The sequence below is a fragment of the Kosmotoga pacifica genome, from assembly GCF_001027025.1.
In the GTDB taxonomy this organism is placed as follows: Bacteria; Thermotogota; Thermotogae; order Petrotogales; family Kosmotogaceae; genus Kosmotoga_B; species Kosmotoga_B pacifica.
In genome coordinates this window covers 1,809,552-1,831,582 of sequence record NZ_CP011232.1, presented here as the reverse complement: position 1 = coordinate 1,831,582, position 22,031 = coordinate 1,809,552, and the positions used below count along the sequence as shown (strand labels likewise).

The following is a 22,031-nucleotide window of genomic DNA, read 5'->3' as shown; positions in this document are numbered from 1 at the left end:
GGGGATATATAATGAAAAAGTCGCTGCTTTTTTTTGCACTGGCATTCACTGGAATTATTCTGCTGGGCTGGTTCGTGGTACTCTCATTCTCGGGAAGAATTGTAGTCAATCCTATATTGCTAAAACTGGGACCCTTTGAAATTAGATGGTATGGATTTCTTATAGCTTCCGCCATATTTGTCGCATATCTTCTTGGCAAAAAACTGGCTCTAAAAGAAGGTATCAAGGAAGACCATCTCATTGAGATGATCTTCTGGGGTATCATAGCTGGAATAATCGGTGCACGACTTTATTACGTGGCTTTCGAGTTCGAGCTCTACAGAGAATACCCTATGGAGATATTCAGAATCTGGAACGGCGGACTCGCTATACACGGAGCCATCTTTGGTGCTCTCTTATCTGGATTTCTCTATACTCGTTTGAAAAAGAGTGCGGGGATAAAATTCTTGCAGGCTTCTGATATATTCACTTCCGTTCTCCCACTGGCCCAGGCAATAGGACGTTGGGGTAATTTCATGAATCACGAAGCATACGGTGCCCCTACGGATCTTCCATGGAAAATGTATGTTCCCCTTGCTTACCGAATGCCGGGTTTTAGAGAGTTCGAATACTTCCACCCGACTTTCCTATATGAAAGCCTGTGGGACCTGTTTGTCTTCTTTATAGTCTTCAACTATACAAGAAAATTCAGAAAAAACTACGGTGAGACAACCGGCTTGTACATGGTGCTGTATTCAGCCGGCAGATACTTCATAGAAGCTCTCAGGTTGGACAGTCTTATTGTGGGACAATTTCGAACCGCACAGGTTGTCTCAATTATTCTGATGATTTGTGGTGCTTTTCTGTATCTATATTCGAAAAGAAAAGGCGAAGCAGTGAGAATAGTTTCTTGAATGCTCGTGCCCTGTGACTGATTATAGACTTTACCTCCTGTCCCAGCTCGCCAAAGGTTCTGTCATAGCCATCAGGCACGAATATGGGGTCATACCCAAAGCCCTGTTCTCCCCTTATTTCGTACGCTATACTTCCTTCCACAGTACCTTCGACCGCCAGCACCACACCAGATGGATGGTAAAAAACAGCAGCACATTTGAAACGTGCCTTCCTGTTTTTTTCACCGTCCAAACGTTGTAATATCTCAGCCATTTTCTCTGAATAAGGACGCCCTTCCATGAATCTTGAAGACTGCACACCAGGGAACCCATTGAGCGCGTCTATCTCAAGACCGGAATCATCTGCTACCAGAGGGATTCCGAGGTGCCTGAAAGTTTCGACCTTTATCAGGGCATTCTGCAGGAAAGTGTCTCCCTTCTCATCTACCTCGATTTCTCCAACAAGATCGCTGATAGGAACAACGGTAAGTTCATTATCAGCAAGTGATCTTATCTCTTCAACTTTGTGATTGTTACCAGTGACGAGGTGAATTTTGAGGTTCATCGTTTCAACTCCTTCACTTTCGTGACTACTTCTTCCGGTGCAGCGCTTCTGAAAATGGCAGCACCCATCACTAGTATATCCGCGCCAAATTCTACTACGATCGGAGCATTATTCAGATTTATCCCACCATCAACGGCTATGCGGAATTTCAGATCTCTTTCTTTCCTTATAATGTCTAGTTGCTTTACTTTTTCAGCAATATGTGGAATGAACTTTTGACCGGTAAAGCCCGGGTTCACCGTCATTACAAGCACACCGTCTAGAAAAGGCAAAATGTTCTCAAGCGAATTTACGGGTGTATGAGGGTTGATAGCCACAAAGGCTTCCACACCCCGTGATTTGATATTCTCCAATAGCCGATGGAGATGGTTTTCAGCCTCGATATGTACGGCAACAATCTTTGCGCCGAGGTCAATGAATTTATCAACATACCTTGAAGGTTCGGAGATCATGAGATGGACGTCGAGAGGTGGAGTATCAGTTCTGTTGAGCGCTTCCATTAATGGGATGCCAAAGGTGATGTTTGGCACGAAGTGTCCATCCATAACGTCTATGTGTAAATAATCGGCATTTCTGACCTTCTCGAGCTCGAGCTGGAGTTTCAAAAAATCTGCAGCCAGTATTGAAGGTGACACTTTTACCACTATCTCCGCCCCTTTCTTTGCTTACTCCGTTCCAGCAGTTCTTCGTACATCTTCTTGTAGCTTTCATATCTCGTTAAAGGAATATCCTCAGTTTCAACGAGTTCTTTTATGTAGCAGTTCGGCTCATTTATATGAACGCAGTCAGAAAAGGCACAGTAGCCACTATGCGCTTTCAATTCTCTGAAATATTCTTTCAATTCCTCCGGCATAAGTTCCGGCAACTCCAGTGATGCAAAGCCCGGTGTATCGGCTACGTATCCGCCAAAATCAAATTCGAGGAGCTCGACTCGCGAGGTCGTGTGCTTTCCCCTGTCCAGTCTTCTGGAAATATCAGAAGTCTTCAACCTGAGCCCCGGATTCAGGGCATTGAGCAGACTGCTTTTTCCCACACCAGACATGCCAGCCATGGTGGAAATCTTACCCTTGAACACTTCCCGTAACAGATCGATGTTATGCCCCGTTTTGGCAGAGACTTCGATAATATTGTAATACTCTCCATATGTATGGTAAAGTTCTCGCAGAAATTCACGAGATCTCAGAAGGTCCACTTTGTTTACAGCAATAACTGTTGGAAGTCCGCTATACTCCGCAAGAACAAGGAATCTGTCCAGGATATAAAAGGGCACGGCGGGTTCTTCAAGACAGGTGACAAGAACGATCTGATCTACATTGGCTATTCTCGGTCTCTTCAGCTCATTTCGGCGCTTTAGAATGTTTTCCACTATGCCGCTGCTTTCACCTGTGGAAATGAACTCCACGATATCACCAACGATCGGTCGAATCCCCAGCTTCTTGAAACGACCGGGCATATCACATAGATAGTGTTTTCGGGTATGAAGCTCGGTCACGATGAGAGTCCTGCTATCGTAACGAATGACGGTTCCTCTTAGACGCTCGTTGGTCAAAATGAATCACCCCTGAGATGACGCCTTCTCAACTGGCCACAGGCCGCGTCTATGTCCGTTCCCTTTTCGACTCTGACAGCCGCTTCTATCCCCATGTCCCTTAGGGTTTTCTCAAAAGCCTTTGAACGCTCCACTGATGGCCGATTAAAACGAGGAACTACCGGGTTGACGGGTATAAGATTCACAAATGCCTTCATGCCTTTGAGCAAAACAGCAAGCTTTCTCGCATCCTCAAGGGAATCATTGATTCCATCTATTAATATGTATTCAAAAGTTATCCGGTTTCCCGTTTCTTTCTGGTAATAATCCAGTATATTAAATAGCTCTTTGAGGGGAAATCTCCTGTTGATTGGCATCAACTCGCTTCGCTTCTCGTCATCAGCTGCATGAAGGGAAACGGAGAGTTTTACATCGAGTCCGGAATTTGCCAGCTTTTTTATACCTTCGGGAATTCCCGCGGTGGAGATCGTGAAGTGTCTGATGCCAAGGTTTCTCCCTTTCTTTTCATGGAGTATCTCAATACTCTTAAAGACGGCCTCGTTGTTCAAAAATGGCTCGCCCATGCCCATAAAGACTATGTTGTTCACTTCTTTTCCTATCTTCTGTTCCATATAGAGGACCTGCGCTACAATTTCCGAAGTCCTGAGATCTCTCTTGAAGCCGCTCAATCCGGTGGCACAGAATGTACACCCGAGCTGACACCCTACCTGACTGGATATACAGAAAGTAATATGATCAGGATGTCTGATAACCACCGTCTCGATGTATTCGCCGTCGGATAGCTCCCAGAGAAATTTTTCCGTCCCGTCGCTGGCTATCTGTCTGTTCTTCATACTGAAAACAGGAAAAGTAAAGTGTTCTTTTAATAACGCCCTGTTGGCCTTTGAAAGATTAGTCATGGCCTCAAAATCAAATACTTTTTTTCTGTAGACCCAATCAAAGACCTGGTCCGCTCTGAACCTCACAAGGCCAAGTGCCAGTATTTCATTTTTGAATTCTTCGTAATTTAACGAGAGCAACTCTTTCAAACTATCACCACCTGAAATTCTCATCGCCTCCTCAGGTATGAAACAAAGCATGGTCTCGGAGCATCAGGGGGAAAATAATAAACTCCGTAATCCTGCTCCTTTCCTTTTAATCTACCACCAAAAGTAACATCAAAGCCCTCAGGACTGTATCCTCTTTTTATCAGTCTATGCATAAGTCCTCGTGTCTCTTCCAAGCTGTAACTATCGAGTAGCAAGAAAAACACCTTGTGCTCGCAGTTTGCGAGTTCTGAAAGGAGGGACTCAGTTGCTTTTGAGAAATCGTCTCTCTTCAACGTTCTGAAAAGCCAGGGCTTCTCGTTCAAAAGGGAGAGCATACTGCCACTTTTCCTCAACACTTTCTCTCCCGTTTTCTCCAAGATATACTCCATTTCGTCTACTCGATGCAGTTCCGGTTTTCCGATTCCCCTCTCAACAAGTATAGCAACATCGGAGAACTCGCTATCGGTGAAAAAGTAACTATTTTCTTCCAATTCTGCCCGTTTCATTTCGTCAATTAGATATGTTTCTAACGGAGGAGCTTGATTGTATTCAAGAAGGGGTTCGAGGTCATCCAAATACGGAAGAGCCTTGAAATAGCTCACCAGCCACTCCGGGTGCGAATGCCTTAACCAGAGGGGGAGGAAGTCGAATTCGATACGTTCGTTAGCGATCCTTCTCAAAACTGCGTTCACAAGATTTTTAAAGCTCTTCACACCTACAAGACTTACGGTTTCTTTGATGGCCGCGTACTCCGGCACTGAATCAACGAAGTATATCTGGAAAACACCAAGTCTTAGCGCATTCCTTACAGCCGCAGGGAGTTTATCGGGTCTCTTCAGGTACTTTTTGAGAATATGATCTATGAATACCTGTTTTCTTAACGCTCCCATATATAGATTTACAGTAAATTTTCTCTCTTCAAAAGAAAGGGTGGAGAGTGCAATCTCCACCTTTTTTGATGGTATATACCCATTTTTATCAAAGAAGCTAAGTATCTCCAACGCTATCTCTCTTGTCCCCTTCTTCATCAGTCGCGATCACCGAACAATCCAGCTATGAAGAGCATACGTAACAACTGCAAAAGAGCCATCGCCACGGAAGCTACATAGGTCATCGCCGCGGCGTTGAGAACCTGATTGACGGCGGCTATTTCTTTTGATGGCATTCCCATGTTGTTCAGCAAAACACTGGCTTTCCTGCTGGCATTGAATTCCACCGGCAACGTTATGAGCGTAAAAAGGACAACAAGCAAGAACAGGATGATACCGAATTTCATCAACACCGGTGACCAGAACAGAAGGCCCATCAGAAAAATGATCCAGCTGAAACCCGAACCAAAACTCGCTACAGGAGCGAAGGCGTTACGAATCGTTAGTGGAACGTAGCCTTCCTTGTGCTGAATTGCGTGCCCAATCTCGTGAGCGACAACGCCGAGAGCTGCGATTGAATGACTGTTGAACGTAGAAGCGGAAAGCCTGACGACTCTCGTCCTCGGATCGTAATGATCCGTGAGCTTTCCTGGAATGGACTCGACTTTAACATCGAAGAGTCCAGCATTATCGAGCAACCTTCTTGCCAGTTCGGCGCCGGTGAATCCGAAACTGGAATTTATACGCGAATATTTGTAGAATCTCTGCTGCACAAGGGATTGAGCCCATATAGCCAGAATAATTGCCGGAATCAGGAATATGAATGTTGGGTCCCAGAAAAGCATCAAATCACCTCCAAACTTAATTATAACACCATATATTTGACTTTTCCTGTATCAATGGGTTCAAGAAACCATTGCTATTAGCATCTATGGTTCCCAACAGTGTTAAAATGTCTTTATGACAGTTTATTTTCGAGGTGAGGAGATGAAGGCAAAACACGTCGCTGAAAGCACGATTTTTGATCTATTGAACGCTGAGAGGTCCGACTGCCCTATATGTACCGCCATCACTGAATCCACAAGAAGCTGGCTAGAGAGCACACTCTCAAACCTGATGCACAACTTTGAAGCCCGGGATAAGCTTCTTAAGGGCGGCATGTGCGAAAAGCACAGAAATATCACTATAGAGCTCGCACGCTCCGATTCGAGCATTGGAGGTCTTTCTGTTGCGTTACTCTTTGAAGAAATGCTCTCAAGACAGGTCAAGGCGCTTGGAATTAAGAAAAGAAAAACGAAGAGAAATGAGAAAAGTTGTTACCTGTGCAGTTTTGAGGAAGAAACGGCCGGAAGGTACTTAAACTCCCTGGCAAGCCTTTTTAATGCTCTCCGCTGGCGATTGCTTTACGAAAATTCAAAACAAACTATCTGTATAGAGCACTCGGACGAGCTTTTGTCTTTAATAAAGGGTGATACCGAGAGATGGTTTAGAGAAGTACAGAACAAAAAGTTCTTAAGACTTCACCAGTCCCTTAAACTCTATATAAACAAGCATGATTATAGAAACTCAGAACCTTTTGGCCCAGAGACGGATTCGTGGAAATTAACAGCGAAACTCGTCGGCGAGAAAAAAACATAACCGCCAGCGGGCAGCTATCTCCTGAGTGCTCCAGCCGTCATTTGTAAATACATCTCTCGATACTCGAAGCAAATTCTTTGCATAAAGAATGTCAATAGTAATGACCAAAACCCATCATTACCCCTGAGAGGGCTGCGATAATCGCTACTACAGCGAATACAAGGGCAATTATTATAAGTATGCCCTGCACTTTGAAAAAGACTCGCATACTGTCGAGTCCATTTTCCAGCATTATAGAGTTGTCAGAGAACATATACTCTTCGATGGATTTTTTTGCCTGCCGAAGCTTTGAACCCATGAAAACCGTCAGACCACCACTTATCAGCCCGCTTAAAAAGGGGCCTATGCCTCCCATACCACCTCCTAAAGCGATAATGCCACCAATAAATGCGAAAATTCCAGCGATGATGAGCCACATACCTAAAAAACCTGCCCAATAAGAAAGACCCTTCAATGTTGAGAATGATAATCGCACTTCTTTGTTACCTTCAGCCATTTTAAATTCCCCCTTTCAATACATCACATTCTCAAGCCAGCAAACGTCCCGTTGGTTCAAAAGAACTATTTTTATCGAGGTCAACACCCCTTACCCCACATTTGAGATGAACCACTTAATAATCGATTTTCTTCATAGGTATTTTATTCGATTAAAACATCAAATGAAAAGGGTGAAAGTAACGCCTTCACCCTTTTCATCTAACGAGAAGAAGAAGCAAGTCATTCACATTCGTTCCCGTGGGACCGGTCTTTATAAGATCACCAATAACTTGAAGGGCATGGTATGCATCATTATTGTTCAGAAAAGCATCTATATCCAGTCCCTTTTCTTTTAAGCGCTTTACGGTGGTACCATCTACAATCCCGCCTGCTGCATCTGTAGGACCGTCTGTACCGTCAGTGCCGATAGATAAAATAGCAACATCCTTCAGTCCCTTTATACCCCCAGCTGCCGAAAGTGCGAGTTCTTGATTTCTTCCACCCTTTCCTGTGCCTTTGACATGAACAACCGTTTCACCACCAAGAATGATGGCACAGGGCTTTTTTAGAGGTGTGTTGTATTCGTATATCTGTCTTGCTATTGCTGCCAGAAAAGCGCCAGCTTCCCGCGCTTCGCAATCTAGCGTTGTTGTGAGGATCATCGTGTTGTAACCAAGTTCTTTCGCCTTTTCGGTGGCTACCTCGCATACTCTACTCACACTTCCAATAATCTTCGTCTCAACATTGTTCAGGGATTTTGGTGTTTCGACCATGAGTATATTCCGAAGTTCTTCCCTTATCCGTATCCCGTATTTTTCTATTACCTGCAGAGCTTCTTCGGAAGTGCTACTATCCGGATACGCTGGTCCAGAAGCGATACTGTCGAGTCTGTCTCCTAGTACATCTGAAAGCACCAGAGAAAACACCCTCGCTGGTTGAACAAGTCTTGCAAATCCGCCTCCTTTGACTTTCGATAGATGCTTCCTCACCATATTTATTTCCACAATGTTTGCCCCTGATTTCAGAAGCTGCTGTGTGATGTCCATAAGGTCGTCGAGGGTAACACCTTCTCGAAGGCTCTCGAACAGAGCAGAACCACCACCGGAAACAAGAAATAGTACCGTGTCTTTTTCAGTAAGGTCTTTCACGAGCTTGATGGCACGCTCTGTAGCCTTCAGGGTATTCTCATCTGGAACAGGGTGTCCAGCTTCATACACTTCGAGCCCCTCGATTTCTCCCAGACTGTGTTGGTATTTTGTGATCACTACCCCTCTCGAGATTTTATCCCCCAGTGTTTCCTTCGCAGCAGCGGCCATTCTCCAAGCTGCTTTTCCGATGGCAACAAGAACAATGTCTCCTTCAAATTCAACGCCTTCAAGGGCAGAAATCACTGCGTTTTCCGGAAGCACCGCCTTTATAGATTCTTTGGATATGTACAGGGCGTCTTCCCTGATGCTATTCATTCACTACACCTCCATTACAAAGCAAAGAGACTTATAATCCATACTACCACTGCAGCGGACATTCCTTCAATCAGTGTACCAAGCGTCTGAAGTTTATAGCCTGTTTTAACGTCCATTCTGGAGAACTGAGTCACTACCCAGAAGTAACTGTCGTTAGCGTGGGAAACGACCATAGAACCCGCACCAATAGCGACGACTACGAGAGCCTTAGCTGCAGTAGCCGTGAATCCCAGAGGTTCCATCAGGGGAGCCATTAGAGACGCTGTGGTGATGATGGCAACCGTGGAAGACCCCTGTGCACTCTTTATACCTGCTGCTATGATAAAAGGAAGCCAGATTCCAAGATTAGCCTTTGCAAGGGTATCACCGATAACACCCGCAATGCCAGAATTCTGAAGAACTTTCCCAAAGGCTCCACCGGCCGCCGTAATCATGATGATAAGAGCGGCATTAATCAAAGCCTGACCGACCCATCCAGTAGTGGAAAGCATTTCTTTATCCAGCTTTTTAGGAAGCGTGAAGGCAATAAGCACACCAATCATCAACGCTGTTACTGGATGACCTATGAACCCTATGAATGTCTTGAAAGCACCTTCACCAAAGGGATGTGTTGGGAAATCAGAGATAGACTTCAGAAGGATAAGGATTATCGGAAGCACAAGGGGTAAAAATGCGTTCGCGGCTTTAGGGGCTTCCTTCATCTTTTCCTGAATGGCCTCTTCGGTAAATTCTGGCTCGGGATCTATCTGAATTTTAGAACCAGCTTTTATAGCAAATAACCAGCCTACGAGCATGGCAGGGATGGAGACGAGCAACCCCCACAAGATTACAGCTCCGAGATCGGCGTTCAATATTCCCGCCGCCGCGATGGGACCGGGTGTGGGAGGAACCATGGTATGTGTTGCGTACAGACCAAGGCTAAGGGCTATTGCGCTGGTGGCTAGAGTGATTTTTGCTCTCTTGGAAAGGGCTTTGTTCAGGGGGCTTAGAATGACAAAGCCTGAATCACAGAAAACTGGAATTGAAACAATATAACCGATAATTGACATGGCGAGGGGTACTCTCTTTTTCCCTGTCGCCTTCAACACACTCTCAGCCATAGTGAAGGCACCGCCAGATTTTTCAAGGAACGTGCCTATAATTGTCCCGGCAACAATTACGATACCGATATATCCGACGGTACCGCCGAAGCCGCCAGTGATGGATGACATGATGTCTGGAAGTTTCATTCCGGAGAAAATACCAAAACCAAAAGCTGCGAAGAGCAACGCGAGAAATGGATGCAGTTTCCACCTGATTGTGGAAATAATGATAAACAATACCGACAAAAATAGCAGAACCACCAACCAGACGCCCATACACTTACCCCCTTAAATAATTTTGGATACCTGAGTATCCGTATCCAAAATTATAGAATAATTGATCGCGAAAAATCAAACAGCATGTGCCGTATCAATATTTTTACTCAACACATTCGGATATCTATAAGGTAGGTCAAATGGTTGAAGCTATTGATGATAAGACCGGCTACTTGAAAGTTGCTTCTTTTGTACCCTAAAAATTTAAATAAGAGTTTGTTTAATCAATTATTATCTGTCTGTGCTTTTATCAGAGAAGATATTTCTTTAAAAGAGCTTTCAATTACCGAAACACCATCGGGATCATACAGAATTCCAGCATTACTCCTCAGCTCTTCAAGTGCCTCTTTCTGAGAATGCGCCGGTCTATGAGATTTATGGGAACAGAGGATGACTGCTGGTACACCGACTCTATCGATATCATGTAGCATTGCCGCTATACGTAAATCTTTTAAAGATTGCTGATATAATCCCATCTTTTTACCGAGTAAAACGGCTAATTCAGATGTCTAATTTCTCTAATGCACCAGACAGTGTGATAAAATTTCTTTGAACGTCTCTATGGAGGTGTGATATGCTCACAGATATCGATTTTGCTTCCTTATCCAGGTACCTCTTGATTTACGCTGTGCCTCCCATAGTGGTTGCCCTAATAGCGCTTGTCTATGTGTTTACTCGCAAAAGAAGGGCGAAAATGGCGTTGAAGAGTATGTTGCTTGTAGACAACCTTTCAGGGAAGGATTTTGAGAGATTTCTCCTCTTTCTCTTCAAAAGGCTTGGCTATAAAGCCCGGCTCACCAGACGCGGCAAGGATCAGGGTGCTGACCTTGTCATAAAAAAGTGGATATTCTGGACAGCCGTTCAGGCAAAAAGATACAACGGCTCAGTTGGTAACTTTGCGGTTCAGGAAGTTTACGCTTCAAGGAAGATATATAACTGTCGAAAAGCTATGGTCGTTACAAACCGCACATTCACCCGTGAAGCTAGGGAACTGGCAGAGAAGAATAAAGTTACATTGTGGGACAGAGAAAAACTTCTGAAAGCCATGACAAAGGCGGGTATAACACCAAAGATGGTGGGAAGGATTGTTACCAGGCGAAAAGATTAACCACACAGCGATTTCGCTGCGAGGTAAGCTGAAGAAAAGGCTGCCTGAAGGTTGTACCCTCCCGTATCGCCATCTATATTCAGGACCTCTCCGACAAAATATAATCCCTTTACCTTTTTAGATTCCATTGTTTTGGGATTAATCTCTTTGAGGTCAACGCCACCCTTTGTAACCATGGCGATGTTGAAACCACCTTTTTCAATTACTGTTCGATAATCTGTGAAGATTCTCACGAGTTTTTTGCGGGCAATTTTATTCAGCTGGCTTATCTTCAGGTTAAGCGAAAGACCGCAGTCCTGCATCAGTTTATCCAACAGGCGCACAGGGTATCCAAGTTTTCTCAATCTCGTTCTAACAAGGATATTCCCCTGTGCCATCAGATTGCGCTCGAACTCTTCATGAGTTATGTCCAGAAAATTAACGGATATCTCATCACCTGTTACTGCTATTCTTGAGAGGTGCAGTATTGAAGGGCCGGAGAACCCCCTGTGGGTTATAAGTAATGGCTCTTTCCGCTCAGATATCTTTTTACCATCACGCCAGATAGCTACTCTGGCTCCTTCAAAAGAAATCCCAGAAAGCTCCTGAAGCTGGAAGTTTTTTATGTAAAAAGGAACCAATGCGGGTTCTGGCTTTATGATATTATGCCCGAACTTTGCAGCGAATCTGTAACCATCGCCTTCTGAACCAGTCCAGGGATAAGATTTTCCACCCGTTGCAATTACGAGACTTTTCGAATTATAGAGTTTTTCTCTCGTTATGACGTTGAAACCATTCCCGAGACGCTTAACATCGACAACGGGGGTTTCACATTTCAGGGTAACACTTTTTTTCTTTGCATCCAGTAGCAGAACATTCAAAACATCTTCAGCCTTCATCGTTGAGGGAAACACCTTTCCTTCTTCTTTTATGATGGTATCAAGCCCTCGGTCTTTGAAATATTTGATGAGCCTCCGATTATCGAATGCGTACAACGCTGGCTTGACGAACCTTCCGTTATCACCATAGTGTGAGAGAAAATCAGTTATCGAACCCGTGTGAGTCAGGTTACACTGACCAGAGCCCGAAATTAGCAGTTTCTTTGCAGGACTCTTTTTCTTTTCGAGAATTATCACCTTCATTCCACAATTAGCAGTATTAATGGCTGTGAAAAGCCCTGCTGGACCCGCGCCTATAACGATCACGTCGTACACGACCATCACCAACTACTCAAAAGAATATTCAAAAGTAGCATTGGTAACTTTGCGTTTGTTCAGCTCTCTGCCCTTGCTAAACCTCAAATCAATGCCCTCAAACTACTACAAAGAATTGCAAAAAACGAATGTGGCATATGCTACCTCCCACTTTCATGTTCCCTGCAATTGTATCACCAGGAAAGTTCCTCAATGCATTAATTTCTTGAAGATTCTGTGGATAAGCCAGAATTCCAACTGAATGATCATAATCTTCTTGACAATGTTTGACAGTTATTATAGAATAATATGCAAATGGTTTGCGCAAATGATTCGCGAGGTGATAACAGTGAGAGGCTTTACAAAATTGAGAAAGGATATTTTGAACATCATAGAAAAATCTAAAGCCCCTTTATGTGCCGAAGAAATATACCAGAAACTTGAACAAAAGCCCAATCTCTCGAGTGTATACAGGGGACTTTATTATCTCGAAGAAAATGGAATGATCAAGTCCATTACCTTTGACAAAAACACGAGGTATTTTTTCAGATCCACCAACCACCCAAAGCATTATCTGTACTGCAAAGAGTGCGGGAACATCGAAGCTTTCGATGTATGTTTTGCTGATAAGATACAGGAAAAGCTGGAAAAAAAGCACGATTACAAAATTCTTGACCACATATTTTATTTCATCGGTATATGCTCGAACTGTAAAAAGAAAATGTGAAAAGTCGTGGATTGGAGGTGCGACGTATGAAACTCAAAAGGCTGTTGGTCGTAATAGGATTTTTAGTTATCGCCTCTTTTGCTTTAGCTTTGAATATTGTAACCACTATAAATCCATATTATCTCCTCATTAAGGAGATCACCGCTGGAGTCGATGACGTTAAGCTCATAATAGAACCAGGCCAAAACCCGCACTTATATTCTCCTGACATAGAGGACATAAGAGAATTATCCGAGGCTGATATTATAATTGCAAATGGCTTTGAACTGGAAAGTTTCATGGCTGAAAAGCTAAAGTGGCTTGAAAAATCCGGAAAAAAAGTTGTCTACGTTTCTTCTTATGTCAATAACGCGCTCCTTTCCGCAGATGAGGCAGATAAACATGTTAACCCTCATATATGGCTGAGCCTTTCATTGCTGACAGAATATATTATTCCCGGTTTGACCAGAGATTTAGCAGCTGAAGCTCCTCAAAATTCTGCTGTGTACAGTGCAAATGCTGAAAAGCTCATACAATCTCTTCAGGAAATGCATGAAGATCTTTTGAACTTCTTCAAAGAGTTTTCGGGTACAAAAGTGTTGATGTCCCATCCGAGTTTCTACTACTTTTTCAGAGATTTCGGAATCGAAACCGTTCCCATTTTCGAAGGCCATGGCGATGAACCGACTATTTCCGAGCTAAAAACCATAATTGAGGCCGCAAAAAACGGCGAATTCATCGCGGCTTTCGGAGAATATCAGCAGAATAACAGATCCACCGAAATAATTATAAAGGAGAGTGGTATCAGAGGTGGCGAACTTGACCCCCTCGGTATTGGTAGGAGTTCCTTTGAGGAGCTGCTGTTATGGAATATTGAACATATAAAGGAGACCATATATGCCCGGTGATGTGATACTGAGAGTTGAAAATCTCAATTACAGTATAGGAAGAAATCAGATACTGAAAAATATTTCTTTTGAAATAAACCGTGGAGAGTTCGTCGGTCTTATCGGACCAAATGGTGCTGGAAAATCCACACTGATCCGTGCCATTATCGGCGAACTCGAGGGTTTTCAGGGAAAGGTAGAAGTAAAAGGAAAAATTGGTTATCTTCCGCAGCAAAACAACTTTGAAAGGGACTTCCCAATAACTGTACGAGATACTGTTGCTATGGGTCTTTACAAAAACAAAGGTCCATTTAAGTTTTTCAATAAAGCCGATTGGAAAAAGGTAAGGAATTTGTTGGAGATGGTCGGTGTCGCTGAGCTAAGCGATAGGAGAATAGGTGTACTTTCTGGTGGTGAATATCAGCGAGTGATGCTCGCAAGAGCCCTCGCAACCGATCCAGAAATCCTGATTCTTGATGAGCCCGAAGCAGGTATCGATGAAATGGGGAAAACCTCGTTTTATAAGCTGTTGAACGAGTTGAAAAAAGAAATAGAATTGACATTGCTCATGGTTAGCCACGATATCGGATTAGTCTTCGACGCGTGTGATAGAATAATGTGCCTTAACAAGACACTTCACTGCCACAAGAGTACCCAGGAAGTTTCGCCAGAAGATCTTAGGGTTATCTTTTCACCCGATTTTGACCTGCTAATAAGAGGTAAAGATCATCTGCATAAGGAGCACGAGTTATGAACTTTTTTCAAGATATGTTGGTTTTTGACTTTTTGAGAAACGCTTTCATCGCAAGCATCCTGGTGAGTATTCTCACGGCACTCTTTTCAACGGTAGTCGTTCTGAGAAAAATTGAGTTTATCGGCGATGGAGCCGCCCACGCTTCTTTTGGCGGACTCGCTCTGGGCTTTTTACTCGGAATCAGCAGCACACTGGTGGCTGCCATTTCAGCCGTTGTTTTCGCTATAACAATAAGTTACTTCAGTCGAAAAAAGCGTGTCTCTGAGAACAGCATGATAGGCATCATGCTGCCATTATTTATGGCGCTTGGGGTGATATTTCTATCATTTGTCAAGGGTTATACTCCCGATGTGATGAGCTACCTCTTTGGAAATGTACTCCTCGTCGTAGACGGAGATGTAAAGCTTTTGATGCTCCTCACAATCTTCGCAGCCATATTCTTTCTACTCTTTCACAGAGAAATAGTTTATTACGCCTTTGACGAGAAGATGGCACGTCATTTTGGAGTCAACACTGGACTTATACACTATTCGATGCTTATTGGTATCTCTTTGAGCATTGTGGCATCGGTAAAGATAGCCGGAATAATCCTGGTCACAGCATTTCTCGTTACCCCTGCCGCAACGGCCAAGCTGTTATTAAAGAGTTTCAAAGGAGTGGCCTTTTTCGCGATATTTCTCAGCTCAATTGCTTCAGTAACTGGAATGGTATCTGCTTACTATCTCAATATTCCTCCTGGGCCAGCGATTGTCGTTGTTCTCTTTGCTGAGTTCGTGACAGTTTATTCGTTGTCGAAAAACAGAAACGCCTGAAAAACTATATTATAATGAAACATATGAAACGGAGGTGAGCTGATGGATATAGGCACATTCATATTCCAGATATTCTGGATGCTGTTTGTTCTCAGCATGTTTGTACCTTTCCTTCGCTCTTTCAATTTGAAGGGCACGAGGATGGCGATGATCAGAGACTTAGAAAACAAAAGGAAAAGCAGAGTGATAACGCTTATTCACAGGCAGGAAGCAATGAGTTTTTTCGGTTTAAAAATGAACAGGTTCATAGACATCGAAGACTCAGAAGAGGTATTGAGAGCCATTAAAATGACGCCGGATGATATGCCGATTGATTTTATCATCCACACGCCAGGGGGTCTCGTTTTAGCGGCAGAGCAAATCGCCAGAGCTTTGAAGAACCACAAAGGGAAGGTTACGGTGTTTGTACCGCATTATGCGATGTCAGGCGGTACACTCATAGCCCTTTCAGCTGATGAAATTGTCATGGATGAAAACGCGGTGCTCGGACCGCTGGATCCACAGATAGGACAATATCCAGCCGCATCAATCTTGAGCGTGCTGGAAAGAAAAGATAAAAACAGTATCGATGATGAAACAATGATACTCGCTGATATATCAAAAAAAGCGATTGAACAAATGAAAAAATTCGTAAGAGAACTGCTTGTAGAAAAGATGGACGAAGAAAAAGCTGAAGAGCTCGCCAATAAGCTGTGTACGGGTACATGGACTCATGACTATCCCATCACCATTGAAGAAGCCCAGGAACTTGGCTTGAAAGTGAATTCAAATATGCCCGAAGAAATTTATTCTCTCATGAACCTTTACAAACAAACTGAACAGCGCAGACCTTCTGTTCAATACATTCCGCTACCGTATAGAAAATCTGAGAAAAACAATGACTAACAATCAAATATACGAACGAGAAAATCCTCATCTTCCAGTGTTTCCCACGTTACCCGATCCTCCATCCGGAGGATCTTCACTTTTTTTCTATGCAGTATCTCCTTTGCGAGAGTGACCCCTTTAAGCTCGAGAATGTGGGTAAGTAATTGATTGGCACTCAACGGTTTTTCTCGCGGTATCCTGAAATTTAAAAGCACGGTATCTCCATCTTCGGCGAAAACAACAGGGATCTGGGTGTAATATGTTGTGTTGATATACCTACTCTCAAAAGGCTGAAAGAGTCCCGGAAAAGCCACCGCAGCCTGTGCCATCTTTCTAGCAGGACCGTTGAAAAGTAGAACTTTCCTCTCCAAAAGGTCGATGAGTTCAAGGTAAATTGCGGAATGGGTAGTATCTGAGAACTTTCCGAACCAATAAAAATCCTTCCATTCAGCCACATGGTCACTTGTTGTCCATTTCACACAGTATTCTATCTCCCGTTTCTTTGACATTTTTTTGTCGTATCCAGAATAGGATCTCTCCATGATTTTAAGTGGCTCTTCAAAGTCTTTTAAAAAGTCTAAAACTACTTCCTTTGCTCGAGCTTTGCCAAATTCAAGGAATGAAACAGCGTACAAACCGGCAATACCATTTGAGACGATGTTTGGAGATTCATCTTCACTCAGATATTGGCGTATATATGGAATAGCCATCAAACCTGAAAGCCCGAATCCACCAGCGTGAAGTTTCATACCTCTATTTTTCTCCTTTGGAGCTGCTTTTTAACATGAGCATACGATGCTTCCATCAGCTCAATGGATTTCTTGAATTCAAAGGTGTTGACGTGCGAAACAGGAGGGGTTATCAAATAGTTTATGCCTTCTTTCCAGAACACAGATAGTTTTTCCGTTATCATTTCGTCAATGAGCGAGAGGATTTGGTTCGAAGTACCGGGAATCTCCACCGCCTTATTTTCGCCTGAGAGATCTATCGCCACCACGTATTCAGCGCCGAGTTCTCGAGCCACAGCAACAGGCAGGTTGTTCAATGTCCCCCCATCAACGAGTAATCTTCCACCAGATTCTATTGGCGGAAAAATGCCAGGGATGGACATTGAAGCCTCAACGGCATCGGAGATTTTACCGGAAGAAATGAGCACGTTTTCCCCGGTGTAAAGGTCGCAAGCGAGACAATGAAATTCTACTTTTGTGTCCTCGAATTTGAAGTCCTTCAGATATTGCCTAAATATCCTGAAGTAGATCCATGAAGGCAAGGCTGATACTCTAGATGACATATACCAGCAACCAAATCTTGCGATCAGGGGATTGTACCTGTGGTTCAATGCCGAAAAATCGAAAGGAAACCATTTGAGGGCCCTAACATAAATCCTGCGGGAGAACTTCCATAAGACTTCAGCATCTCCAAGCAAGGCATAACCCGCTCCCACAACTGCACCAATGCTTATACCGACAATAAGATCGGGAATGTAACCGGCCTCTTCAAGGGCTTTGATAGCGCCAACGTGCGCCGCACCCCTCGCTCCACCTCCACTGAGAACAAGTGCCTTCCTCATGATTTTCTTCTAAATCTCCTTCACAGAGATCTGTATATCTATTTCATGAATATGTTCTACAAACAATCTGGCTATTTGTGGATCGAACTGAGTCCCTGCATTCTTTATGATCTCCTCAAGGGCTTCTTCAAAGCTCAAAGGAGGTCTGTAAGGTCTGTTACTCCTCATGGCATCATAGGCATCGACAATTGACAATATCCGGGATAGTAACGGTATTTCTTCACCCTTGAGACCCTCTGGATACCCCTTTCCATCCCAGCGCTCGTGATGGGCGACAATTATCGGAATCACTTTCTCCAGAGTACGAAAACCCTTCAACATCTCGACCCCTATTCTGACGTGGTTCCTGATTATTTCAAACTCATAATCATTCAACTTGCCGGTTTTCAGCAGTATTTCCCTTGGAACTCCTATCTTTCCTATGTCGTGTAACAAAGCTGCCCATTTCAGGGAGTTAAGATCATCATAGTTTAGATTCAGTTTTTTCCCGAGCGATACTGCAGATTCAGCTACACGTGCGCTGTGACCGCTAGTATAAGGGTCTCCCGCTTCAAGCGCTCTAACAAGGGCGAGTATAACCTCTTCCCTGGCACTTGCTTCAAGTTCAGCGCTCTGTTTTACCTTAAAGAATTGAGAAGCTATCTTTCCGAGATATTCAAGCTTCCTTTTGGAGATATCTGAGAACTCCACCTCATTCGTAGTATCCAGACTTATGTTTCCTAAGTACTTACCATCCATATAGTAACCAACCATTAGAGAGCGCTTTAGATTACCAACACCAGCTTCTGCAAAAGCTTTCAGATACTCTTCGGGAAGTTCTTTTCTGTTGTAATCTGAAATATCTTTAATGACAATGGCTTTTTCTCCTGCCCTGATCATGTATTTCACGGGAATTTTCAGGTCATAAAGGCTTTCTTTGTACCCTTTTACGGCCTGAAAGGTCCATAGTTCATTTGAAGCGATCGAAATACATCCGCTTTCGGCTTCTGGGATGAATTTCAGCGCGACATCCAGTAATTTTTCGAAGAACACTCTATTAGAGGTATTGGGGTCCATACTTGCAAAAGTAGCAACCGCATTGAGAAGAAGCTCATTCAGCTCTTCAATATGCGACTCACTTCTGAAAAGCCTACCACGGGTCATTCTATATACCATATATGTAGTAATTGCCACAAATCCTAAAATAATTGCCATAAGTGACAGTGCCAGCAAAACCGTCTTCGATTTCTTTGTTGGAAAATCGGAGGGATTCAGATATTCTCCAAACCATCTGTCTATGAGTTTGTAATAAGTGCTGTCTTTGTCCTGGATCTGGGAGTCCAGAAAAGCATCGAGCGAAGCTTTCACCTCGGGCAAACCCTTTCTTATTCCTATAAACAATTCAACGTCTCCGATAGTATCTATAGTATCTTTGAAGTTTCCAAGGTCGTTTTGCCGGTAATAAGCATGCAATATGGTGTTCAATAATCCCGCATCGATTTCCCGCTTTGAAACCGCATCGACGACGGCTTTGTAATCGTCGTAATAGACTTTCTTCATACTTATACCTTCAGACTTGATATATTCATCGAGGAATCTTTCGTAGACGTCTCCTTTTACGATACCTATGCTCATTCCGTTCAGCTGTTTCACGAATATAGTGTCAAGATTATCACGGATGATAACAATGCCGTTGCTTTTTATCAGAAACTGCTCGGTGAAATCCATGAAAGCCTCTCGCTCAGGAGTTTTAGCTATGGAAGGAATGAGATCTTCTTTTCCAGCTTTTATATTCTCAAGATGTTCTAAAAAGCTTCCGCTAACGAATTCAATATCGTACCCGGAATCCAACGACCAGTCCTTCAGCAGATCAACAAAAAAGCCCTTGGGATCTCCTTTTTCATCACTAAGCTTTGGAGGGTTGTAGTACATACTCACCCTAATAACTTCGTTCGCATATAAGATTGTAATGAATACAAGAAACAAAAAAATTGCATCGGCTTTTTTCACATTATGCACCAAATTCCTTATTTATCATGTTTTCAGTAAAATCCTTCTTTAACAAGCCCATAATAATGGTATCATAATACCTCCCCATCCTGAAGATCTGTTCACGGAGTCTCCCTTCCTCGACAAAACCGCATTTCTTATAGCTCTTCATAGCCCTTTCATTAAAGGAATAAACGTTCAGGAGCACCTTGTGCAAGTTCATCTCTGTAAATATGAATCTAAGCAGGACCTTCATGGCATCTGTGCCATACCCCTTAGACCAGTACGGCCTTCCCAGAAATATCCCCACTTTCGCGTTACTGTTTTTCCAATCCACACTGTTTACTCCGCACCCGCCGATGTACCTTTTATCCTCTTTGCGCTCGATAGCGAAGGAATATGTATCTTTTGAAGAACTCAAATTTTCATACCAGCTGTATTCTTCCTCAAGTTTTATAGGAAAAGGTATACCGGGATTGAGATATTTTTTTACTTCAAAATCATTGAAATACTTCCACGCTTGTTCAATATCTTCACGACTGTAAGCCCTCAATCTCACAAGAGATCCCTCAAGCATTTCATTCCCTCCCAACCTGCGTTCTAATAAGCTGAGTATAACACAAAAGAAAATAAATCAAAAATTTATTGCTCAATACTTGAAATTTTTATATTATATATGATATTATTTGAGCACTTCATTAAAATATTTGAGGTGATGAGATGAAAAATTATCTGAAGAACTTCTGGCTGTACACCCTTGGAAGGCTTGTATCACTCATCGGGAGCGGCATACAATCTTTGGCACTTTCTCTTTACATTCTCGATGTCACGGGCTCCGGCATGATGATGGGAACTTTTCTGGTTGTAACTACGCTGCCGAGAGTCCTCTTTGCACCTCTTGCTGGCGTCGTAGGCGACAGATTCAACAGGAAAGGAATAATGGTGTACCTGGATTTCGCAAGAGGGGCTTTGATTTTCCTCCTGGCTTTCATTGTGTATAAAAATCTACTTTCACTCACAGTTATATATGTATCCCAGCTCATTATCTCAACACTGGATATCTTCTTCGACCCCGCAACGGGTGCTATGTTACCGGATATAGTTCCCAAAGAAAAGCTCACAAGGGCTAATTCTATTCTCGGGGCTGTGAACAGCTTCAGCTACATAGTAGGACCTGCTATGGGTGGCGTGCTTTATCCGCTGGGAATAGGTATTGTCTTCATCTTGAATGCCTCATCCTTCGTCATATCAGGCATCAGCGAAATGTTTATAGAGTACAAGCAAACCACCGAAAAGAAGAAAATGACAGTCAAACAATTCTTTGAAGATTTAAAGGGTGGGTTGGCCTTCTTGAAAAATAGATCCGACATTCTCCTGATAATGACCTTTGCAATGATCACGAATTTCCTTATGGTGCCCGTCTTCATGGTAGTTGTGCCCTATTTTGCCCGAACTATTGTGGGATTCAACAGTCAACAGTACGGCGTTCTGAACTCCACCTGGGTTATGGGTGTGTTGCTTGGAAATTTGTTTATCGCTTCATTCCTTTCAAAAACCAACCCCGGAAAACTCTTTGATATAGGGCTTTATGGTCAAATAGTCGTGCTGTTCGTTTTTAATATTCTCATGTTCCCCGCTTTGATGACTTATTTGGGCGGAGCCAGCTGGGCTTATCTGGGAGCACTCGCAGCTTCTTTCACAATTATAGGTATGCTAAATGCCTTTGTGAATACACCTCTAACTGTGTTCTTCCAACGAACCATACCCACCGAAGTGCGTTCCCGCGTTTTTTCGGTGCTTTCAGTCCTCTCACAACTCATCGTGCCCCTGGGCACCGCTCTTTACGGATTCTTCGTAGACCGTATGCCGGCTCACTATCTTGTCCTCGTTGCACTGTTGCTGACAGTTTGTGTGTCGATACCATTCATTGTTACCGGAAAACTGAATGTTGTGGGGGAGAGCGAAGTGAGAAGTTGAATTCAAACTACCAAATGTTATAAACTGTTTATGTGGCTGAAGGAGGGAAGAACGTGGCTTTCAAAGTATTGTTCCTCGCCGGCTCGCCGGATGCTGTTCCAGAAAAACACCGCACCTCAATCAAAACAGAAATGTATGAACTCGATGTAGTGCTTATAAAACACAGTGAGTTTCAACAGGTTCTCGAGATATGTAAGCAATTTGCTGAAAACGGAGGCGATTCTATAATCCTTTGCCCTGGTTTCGGTCACAGACATGTTGCGGAGATTGTGGAAGTCGTTGGAGACAATGTTGCGGTGAGCGTAGCACGTGGTGATGGCAAAAGCTCAATGATTGCCAGAAAGGCCATGGAAAGAGCAGGCTGGTTCAAAGAACGGAAAGGGTGAAAAAA

At 43.4% G+C, this 22,031-nt stretch carries 25 protein-coding genes; 10 read left to right on the top strand and 15 right to left on the bottom strand.

The window, feature by feature from the left end; all coding sequences use genetic code 11:
- The first annotated feature begins 11 nt into the window (after nucleotides 1-11).
- Complete coding sequence (gene lgt / locus IX53_RS08550; RefSeq protein WP_047754986.1) at nucleotides 12-893, top strand: prolipoprotein diacylglyceryl transferase; 882 nt, start codon at nucleotides 12-14, stop codon at nucleotides 891-893.
- Here the strand turns inward: lgt and rdgB are convergent.
- Genes rdgB through IX53_RS08520 form a run of 6 tightly spaced genes read right to left on the bottom strand, consistent with a single transcriptional unit; the run spans nucleotide 817 to nucleotide 5,728 of the window.
- On the bottom strand, nucleotides 817-1,437 hold the full coding sequence (gene rdgB, locus IX53_RS08545) for an RdgB/HAM1 family non-canonical purine NTP pyrophosphatase (protein ID WP_047754985.1): 621 nt from the start codon (nucleotides 1,435-1,437) through the stop codon (nucleotides 817-819). The two genes, lgt and rdgB, sit on opposite strands and share 77 nt — an antisense overlap.
- Complete coding sequence (rpe, locus tag IX53_RS08540; RefSeq protein WP_047754984.1) at nucleotides 1,434-2,081, bottom strand: ribulose-phosphate 3-epimerase; 648 nt, start codon at nucleotides 2,079-2,081, stop codon at nucleotides 1,434-1,436. The genes rdgB and rpe overlap by 4 nt, the downstream gene beginning before the upstream one ends.
- Nucleotides 2,081-2,986, bottom strand: a complete 906-nt coding sequence (gene rsgA, locus IX53_RS08535) for a ribosome small subunit-dependent GTPase A (RefSeq protein WP_047754983.1) — start codon at nucleotides 2,984-2,986, stop codon at nucleotides 2,081-2,083. The genes rpe and rsgA overlap by 1 nt, the downstream gene beginning before the upstream one ends.
- Entirely contained in the window at nucleotides 2,983-4,014 is a 1,032-nt protein-coding gene (gene rlmN, locus IX53_RS08530) for a dual-specificity RNA methyltransferase RlmN (RefSeq protein WP_047755582.1), read from the bottom strand. Before rlmN ends, rsgA begins: the two co-directional genes overlap by 4 nt.
- A 20-nt stretch (nucleotides 4,015-4,034) precedes the next feature.
- On the bottom strand, nucleotides 4,035-5,042 hold the full coding sequence (locus IX53_RS08525) for a transcription antitermination factor NusB (protein ID WP_047754982.1): 1,008 nt from the start codon (nucleotides 5,040-5,042) through the stop codon (nucleotides 4,035-4,037).
- A complete protein-coding gene (locus IX53_RS08520) occupies nucleotides 5,042-5,728 on the bottom strand; it encodes a zinc metallopeptidase (protein WP_047754981.1) in 687 nt (228 codons plus the stop codon). The genes IX53_RS08525 and IX53_RS08520 overlap by 1 nt, the downstream gene beginning before the upstream one ends.
- Before the next feature lie 142 nt (nucleotides 5,729-5,870).
- Here IX53_RS08520 and IX53_RS08515 point away from each other — a divergent pair, with 142 nt between their 5' ends.
- Nucleotides 5,871-6,521: a DUF6062 family protein gene (locus tag IX53_RS08515; RefSeq protein ID WP_047754980.1), complete on the top strand. Its 651-nt coding sequence runs from the start codon at nucleotides 5,871-5,873 to the stop codon at nucleotides 6,519-6,521.
- A gap of 91 nt (nucleotides 6,522-6,612) precedes the next feature.
- Here IX53_RS08515 and IX53_RS08510 read toward each other — a convergent pair whose 3' ends face one another.
- The 4 genes from IX53_RS08510 to IX53_RS08495 all read right to left on the bottom strand — a co-directional run bounded on the left by IX53_RS08510 (nucleotide 6,613) and on the right by IX53_RS08495 (nucleotide 10,250).
- A complete protein-coding gene (locus IX53_RS08510) occupies nucleotides 6,613-7,017 on the bottom strand; it encodes a DUF5362 family protein (protein ID WP_047754979.1) in 405 nt (134 codons plus the stop codon).
- 196 nt (nucleotides 7,018-7,213) lie between these two features.
- Nucleotides 7,214-8,461 carry a glycerate kinase type-2 family protein gene (locus tag IX53_RS08505; RefSeq protein WP_047754978.1) on the bottom strand — a complete coding sequence of 416 codons (1,248 nt, stop codon included), beginning with the start codon at nucleotides 8,459-8,461 and terminating at the stop codon, nucleotides 7,214-7,216.
- 14 nt (nucleotides 8,462-8,475) lie between these two features.
- Nucleotides 8,476-9,819, bottom strand: coding sequence for a GntP family permease (locus IX53_RS08500; protein ID WP_047754977.1), 1,344 nt, complete (start codon nucleotides 9,817-9,819; stop codon nucleotides 8,476-8,478).
- Nucleotides 9,820-10,043: 224 nt separating this feature from the next.
- Nucleotides 10,044-10,250 (bottom strand): hypothetical protein, encoded by a 207-nt coding sequence (locus IX53_RS08495; protein WP_218916064.1) that lies wholly within the window; start codon nucleotides 10,248-10,250, stop codon nucleotides 10,044-10,046.
- Between the two features lie 143 nt (nucleotides 10,251-10,393).
- Here IX53_RS08495 and IX53_RS08490 point away from each other — a divergent pair, with 143 nt between their 5' ends.
- Nucleotides 10,394-10,927, top strand: coding sequence for a restriction endonuclease (locus tag IX53_RS08490; RefSeq protein ID WP_047754975.1), 534 nt, complete (start codon nucleotides 10,394-10,396; stop codon nucleotides 10,925-10,927).
- Here IX53_RS08490 and IX53_RS08485 read toward each other — a convergent pair.
- Nucleotides 10,924-12,126 (bottom strand): BaiN/RdsA family NAD(P)/FAD-dependent oxidoreductase, encoded by a 1,203-nt coding sequence (locus IX53_RS08485; RefSeq protein ID WP_047754974.1) that lies wholly within the window; start codon nucleotides 12,124-12,126, stop codon nucleotides 10,924-10,926. The genes IX53_RS08490 and IX53_RS08485 overlap by 4 nt on opposite strands.
- 235 nt (nucleotides 12,127-12,361) lie before the next feature.
- Between IX53_RS08485 and IX53_RS08480 the strand changes: the two genes are divergently transcribed.
- From IX53_RS08480 to IX53_RS08460, 5 genes are read left to right on the top strand one after another with little or no spacing between them, the layout of a single operon-like run.
- Nucleotides 12,362-12,826, top strand: coding sequence for a Fur family transcriptional regulator (locus IX53_RS08480; RefSeq protein ID WP_245612712.1), 465 nt, complete (start codon nucleotides 12,362-12,364; stop codon nucleotides 12,824-12,826).
- 26 nt (nucleotides 12,827-12,852) lie between these two features.
- Entirely contained in the window at nucleotides 12,853-13,713 is an 861-nt protein-coding gene (locus tag IX53_RS08475) for a metal ABC transporter substrate-binding protein (RefSeq protein ID WP_047754973.1), read from the top strand.
- Entirely contained in the window at nucleotides 13,703-14,446 is a 744-nt protein-coding gene (locus tag IX53_RS08470; RefSeq protein ID WP_047754972.1) for a metal ABC transporter ATP-binding protein, read from the top strand. Before IX53_RS08475 ends, IX53_RS08470 begins: the two co-directional genes overlap by 11 nt.
- Nucleotides 14,443-15,258, top strand: coding sequence for a metal ABC transporter permease (locus IX53_RS08465; protein ID WP_047754971.1), 816 nt, complete (start codon nucleotides 14,443-14,445; stop codon nucleotides 15,256-15,258). Before IX53_RS08470 ends, IX53_RS08465 begins: the two co-directional genes overlap by 4 nt.
- 39 nt (nucleotides 15,259-15,297) lie before the next feature.
- Nucleotides 15,298-16,143, top strand: a complete 846-nt coding sequence (locus IX53_RS08460; RefSeq protein ID WP_047754970.1) for an SDH family Clp fold serine proteinase — start codon at nucleotides 15,298-15,300, stop codon at nucleotides 16,141-16,143.
- On the opposite strand, the gene IX53_RS08455 is transcribed toward IX53_RS08460, so the two are convergent.
- The 4 genes from IX53_RS08455 to IX53_RS08440 form a co-directional block, all read right to left on the bottom strand.
- Nucleotides 16,140-16,874 (bottom strand): hypothetical protein, encoded by a 735-nt coding sequence (locus tag IX53_RS08455; protein ID WP_047754969.1) that lies wholly within the window; start codon nucleotides 16,872-16,874, stop codon nucleotides 16,140-16,142. The genes IX53_RS08460 and IX53_RS08455 overlap by 4 nt on opposite strands.
- The gene (locus IX53_RS11195) at nucleotides 16,871-17,695 is read right to left on the bottom strand and encodes a patatin-like phospholipase family protein (RefSeq protein WP_053001273.1); all 825 of its coding nucleotides are present in this window, start codon (nucleotides 17,693-17,695) and stop codon (nucleotides 16,871-16,873) included. Before IX53_RS11195 ends, IX53_RS08455 begins: the two co-directional genes overlap by 4 nt.
- A gap of 9 nt (nucleotides 17,696-17,704) precedes the next feature.
- Nucleotides 17,705-19,606, bottom strand: coding sequence for an HD domain-containing phosphohydrolase (locus IX53_RS10665; protein ID WP_218916063.1), 1,902 nt, complete (start codon nucleotides 19,604-19,606; stop codon nucleotides 17,705-17,707).
- A gap of 79 nt (nucleotides 19,607-19,685) precedes the next feature.
- Nucleotides 19,686-20,240 carry a GNAT family N-acetyltransferase gene (locus IX53_RS08440; RefSeq protein ID WP_047754968.1) on the bottom strand — a complete coding sequence of 185 codons (555 nt, stop codon included), beginning with the start codon at nucleotides 20,238-20,240 and terminating at the stop codon, nucleotides 19,686-19,688.
- Nucleotides 20,241-20,383: 143 nt separating this feature from the next.
- On the opposite strand from IX53_RS08440, the gene IX53_RS08435 reads away from it, so the two are divergent.
- Nucleotides 20,384-21,640, top strand: coding sequence for an MFS transporter (locus IX53_RS08435; RefSeq protein WP_047754967.1), 1,257 nt, complete (start codon nucleotides 20,384-20,386; stop codon nucleotides 21,638-21,640).
- A 53-nt stretch (nucleotides 21,641-21,693) separates the two neighbouring features.
- The gene (locus IX53_RS08430) at nucleotides 21,694-22,026 is read left to right on the top strand and encodes a DUF6506 family protein (RefSeq protein ID WP_053001271.1); all 333 of its coding nucleotides are present in this window, start codon (nucleotides 21,694-21,696) and stop codon (nucleotides 22,024-22,026) included.
- The last annotated feature ends 5 nt before the right edge of the window (nucleotides 22,027-22,031 follow it).

Coding starts and splice junctions, on each gene's coding strand:
- lgt (WP_047754986.1), top strand. CDS start 12: ATGAAAAAGTCGCTGCTTTTTTTTGCACTGGCATTCACTGGAATTATT.
- rdgB (WP_047754985.1), bottom strand. CDS start 1,437: ATGAACCTCAAAATTCACCTCGTCACTGGTAACAATCACAAAGTTGAA.
- IX53_RS08525 (WP_047754982.1), bottom strand. CDS start 5,042: ATGAAGAAGGGGACAAGAGAGATAGCGTTGGAGATACTTAGCTTCTTT.
- IX53_RS08520 (WP_047754981.1), bottom strand. CDS start 5,728: ATGCTTTTCTGGGACCCAACATTCATATTCCTGATTCCGGCAATTATT.
- IX53_RS08515 (WP_047754980.1), top strand. CDS start 5,871: ATGAAGGCAAAACACGTCGCTGAAAGCACGATTTTTGATCTATTGAAC.
- IX53_RS08510 (WP_047754979.1), bottom strand. CDS start 7,017: ATGGCTGAAGGTAACAAAGAAGTGCGATTATCATTCTCAACATTGAAG.
- IX53_RS08505 (WP_047754978.1), bottom strand. CDS start 8,461: ATGAATAGCATCAGGGAAGACGCCCTGTACATATCCAAAGAATCTATA.
- IX53_RS08500 (WP_047754977.1), bottom strand. CDS start 9,819: ATGGGCGTCTGGTTGGTGGTTCTGCTATTTTTGTCGGTATTGTTTATC.
- IX53_RS08495 (WP_218916064.1), bottom strand. CDS start 10,250: ATGCTACATGATATCGATAGAGTCGGTGTACCAGCAGTCATCCTCTGT.
- IX53_RS08490 (WP_047754975.1), top strand. CDS start 10,394: ATGCTCACAGATATCGATTTTGCTTCCTTATCCAGGTACCTCTTGATT.
- IX53_RS08485 (WP_047754974.1), bottom strand. CDS start 12,126: ATGGTCGTGTACGACGTGATCGTTATAGGCGCGGGTCCAGCAGGGCTT.
- IX53_RS08480 (WP_245612712.1), top strand. CDS start 12,362: ATGATCATAATCTTCTTGACAATGTTTGACAGTTATTATAGAATAATA.
- IX53_RS08475 (WP_047754973.1), top strand. CDS start 12,853: ATGAAACTCAAAAGGCTGTTGGTCGTAATAGGATTTTTAGTTATCGCC.
- IX53_RS08470 (WP_047754972.1), top strand. CDS start 13,703: ATGCCCGGTGATGTGATACTGAGAGTTGAAAATCTCAATTACAGTATA.
- IX53_RS08465 (WP_047754971.1), top strand. CDS start 14,443: ATGAACTTTTTTCAAGATATGTTGGTTTTTGACTTTTTGAGAAACGCT.
- IX53_RS08455 (WP_047754969.1), bottom strand. CDS start 16,874: ATGAAACTTCACGCTGGTGGATTCGGGCTTTCAGGTTTGATGGCTATT.
- IX53_RS11195 (WP_053001273.1), bottom strand. CDS start 17,695: ATGAGGAAGGCACTTGTTCTCAGTGGAGGTGGAGCGAGGGGTGCGGCG.
- IX53_RS10665 (WP_218916063.1), bottom strand. CDS start 19,606: ATGTACTACAACCCTCCAAAGCTTAGTGATGAAAAAGGAGATCCCAAG.
- IX53_RS08440 (WP_047754968.1), bottom strand. CDS start 20,240: ATGCTTGAGGGATCTCTTGTGAGATTGAGGGCTTACAGTCGTGAAGAT.
- IX53_RS08435 (WP_047754967.1), top strand. CDS start 20,384: ATGAAAAATTATCTGAAGAACTTCTGGCTGTACACCCTTGGAAGGCTT.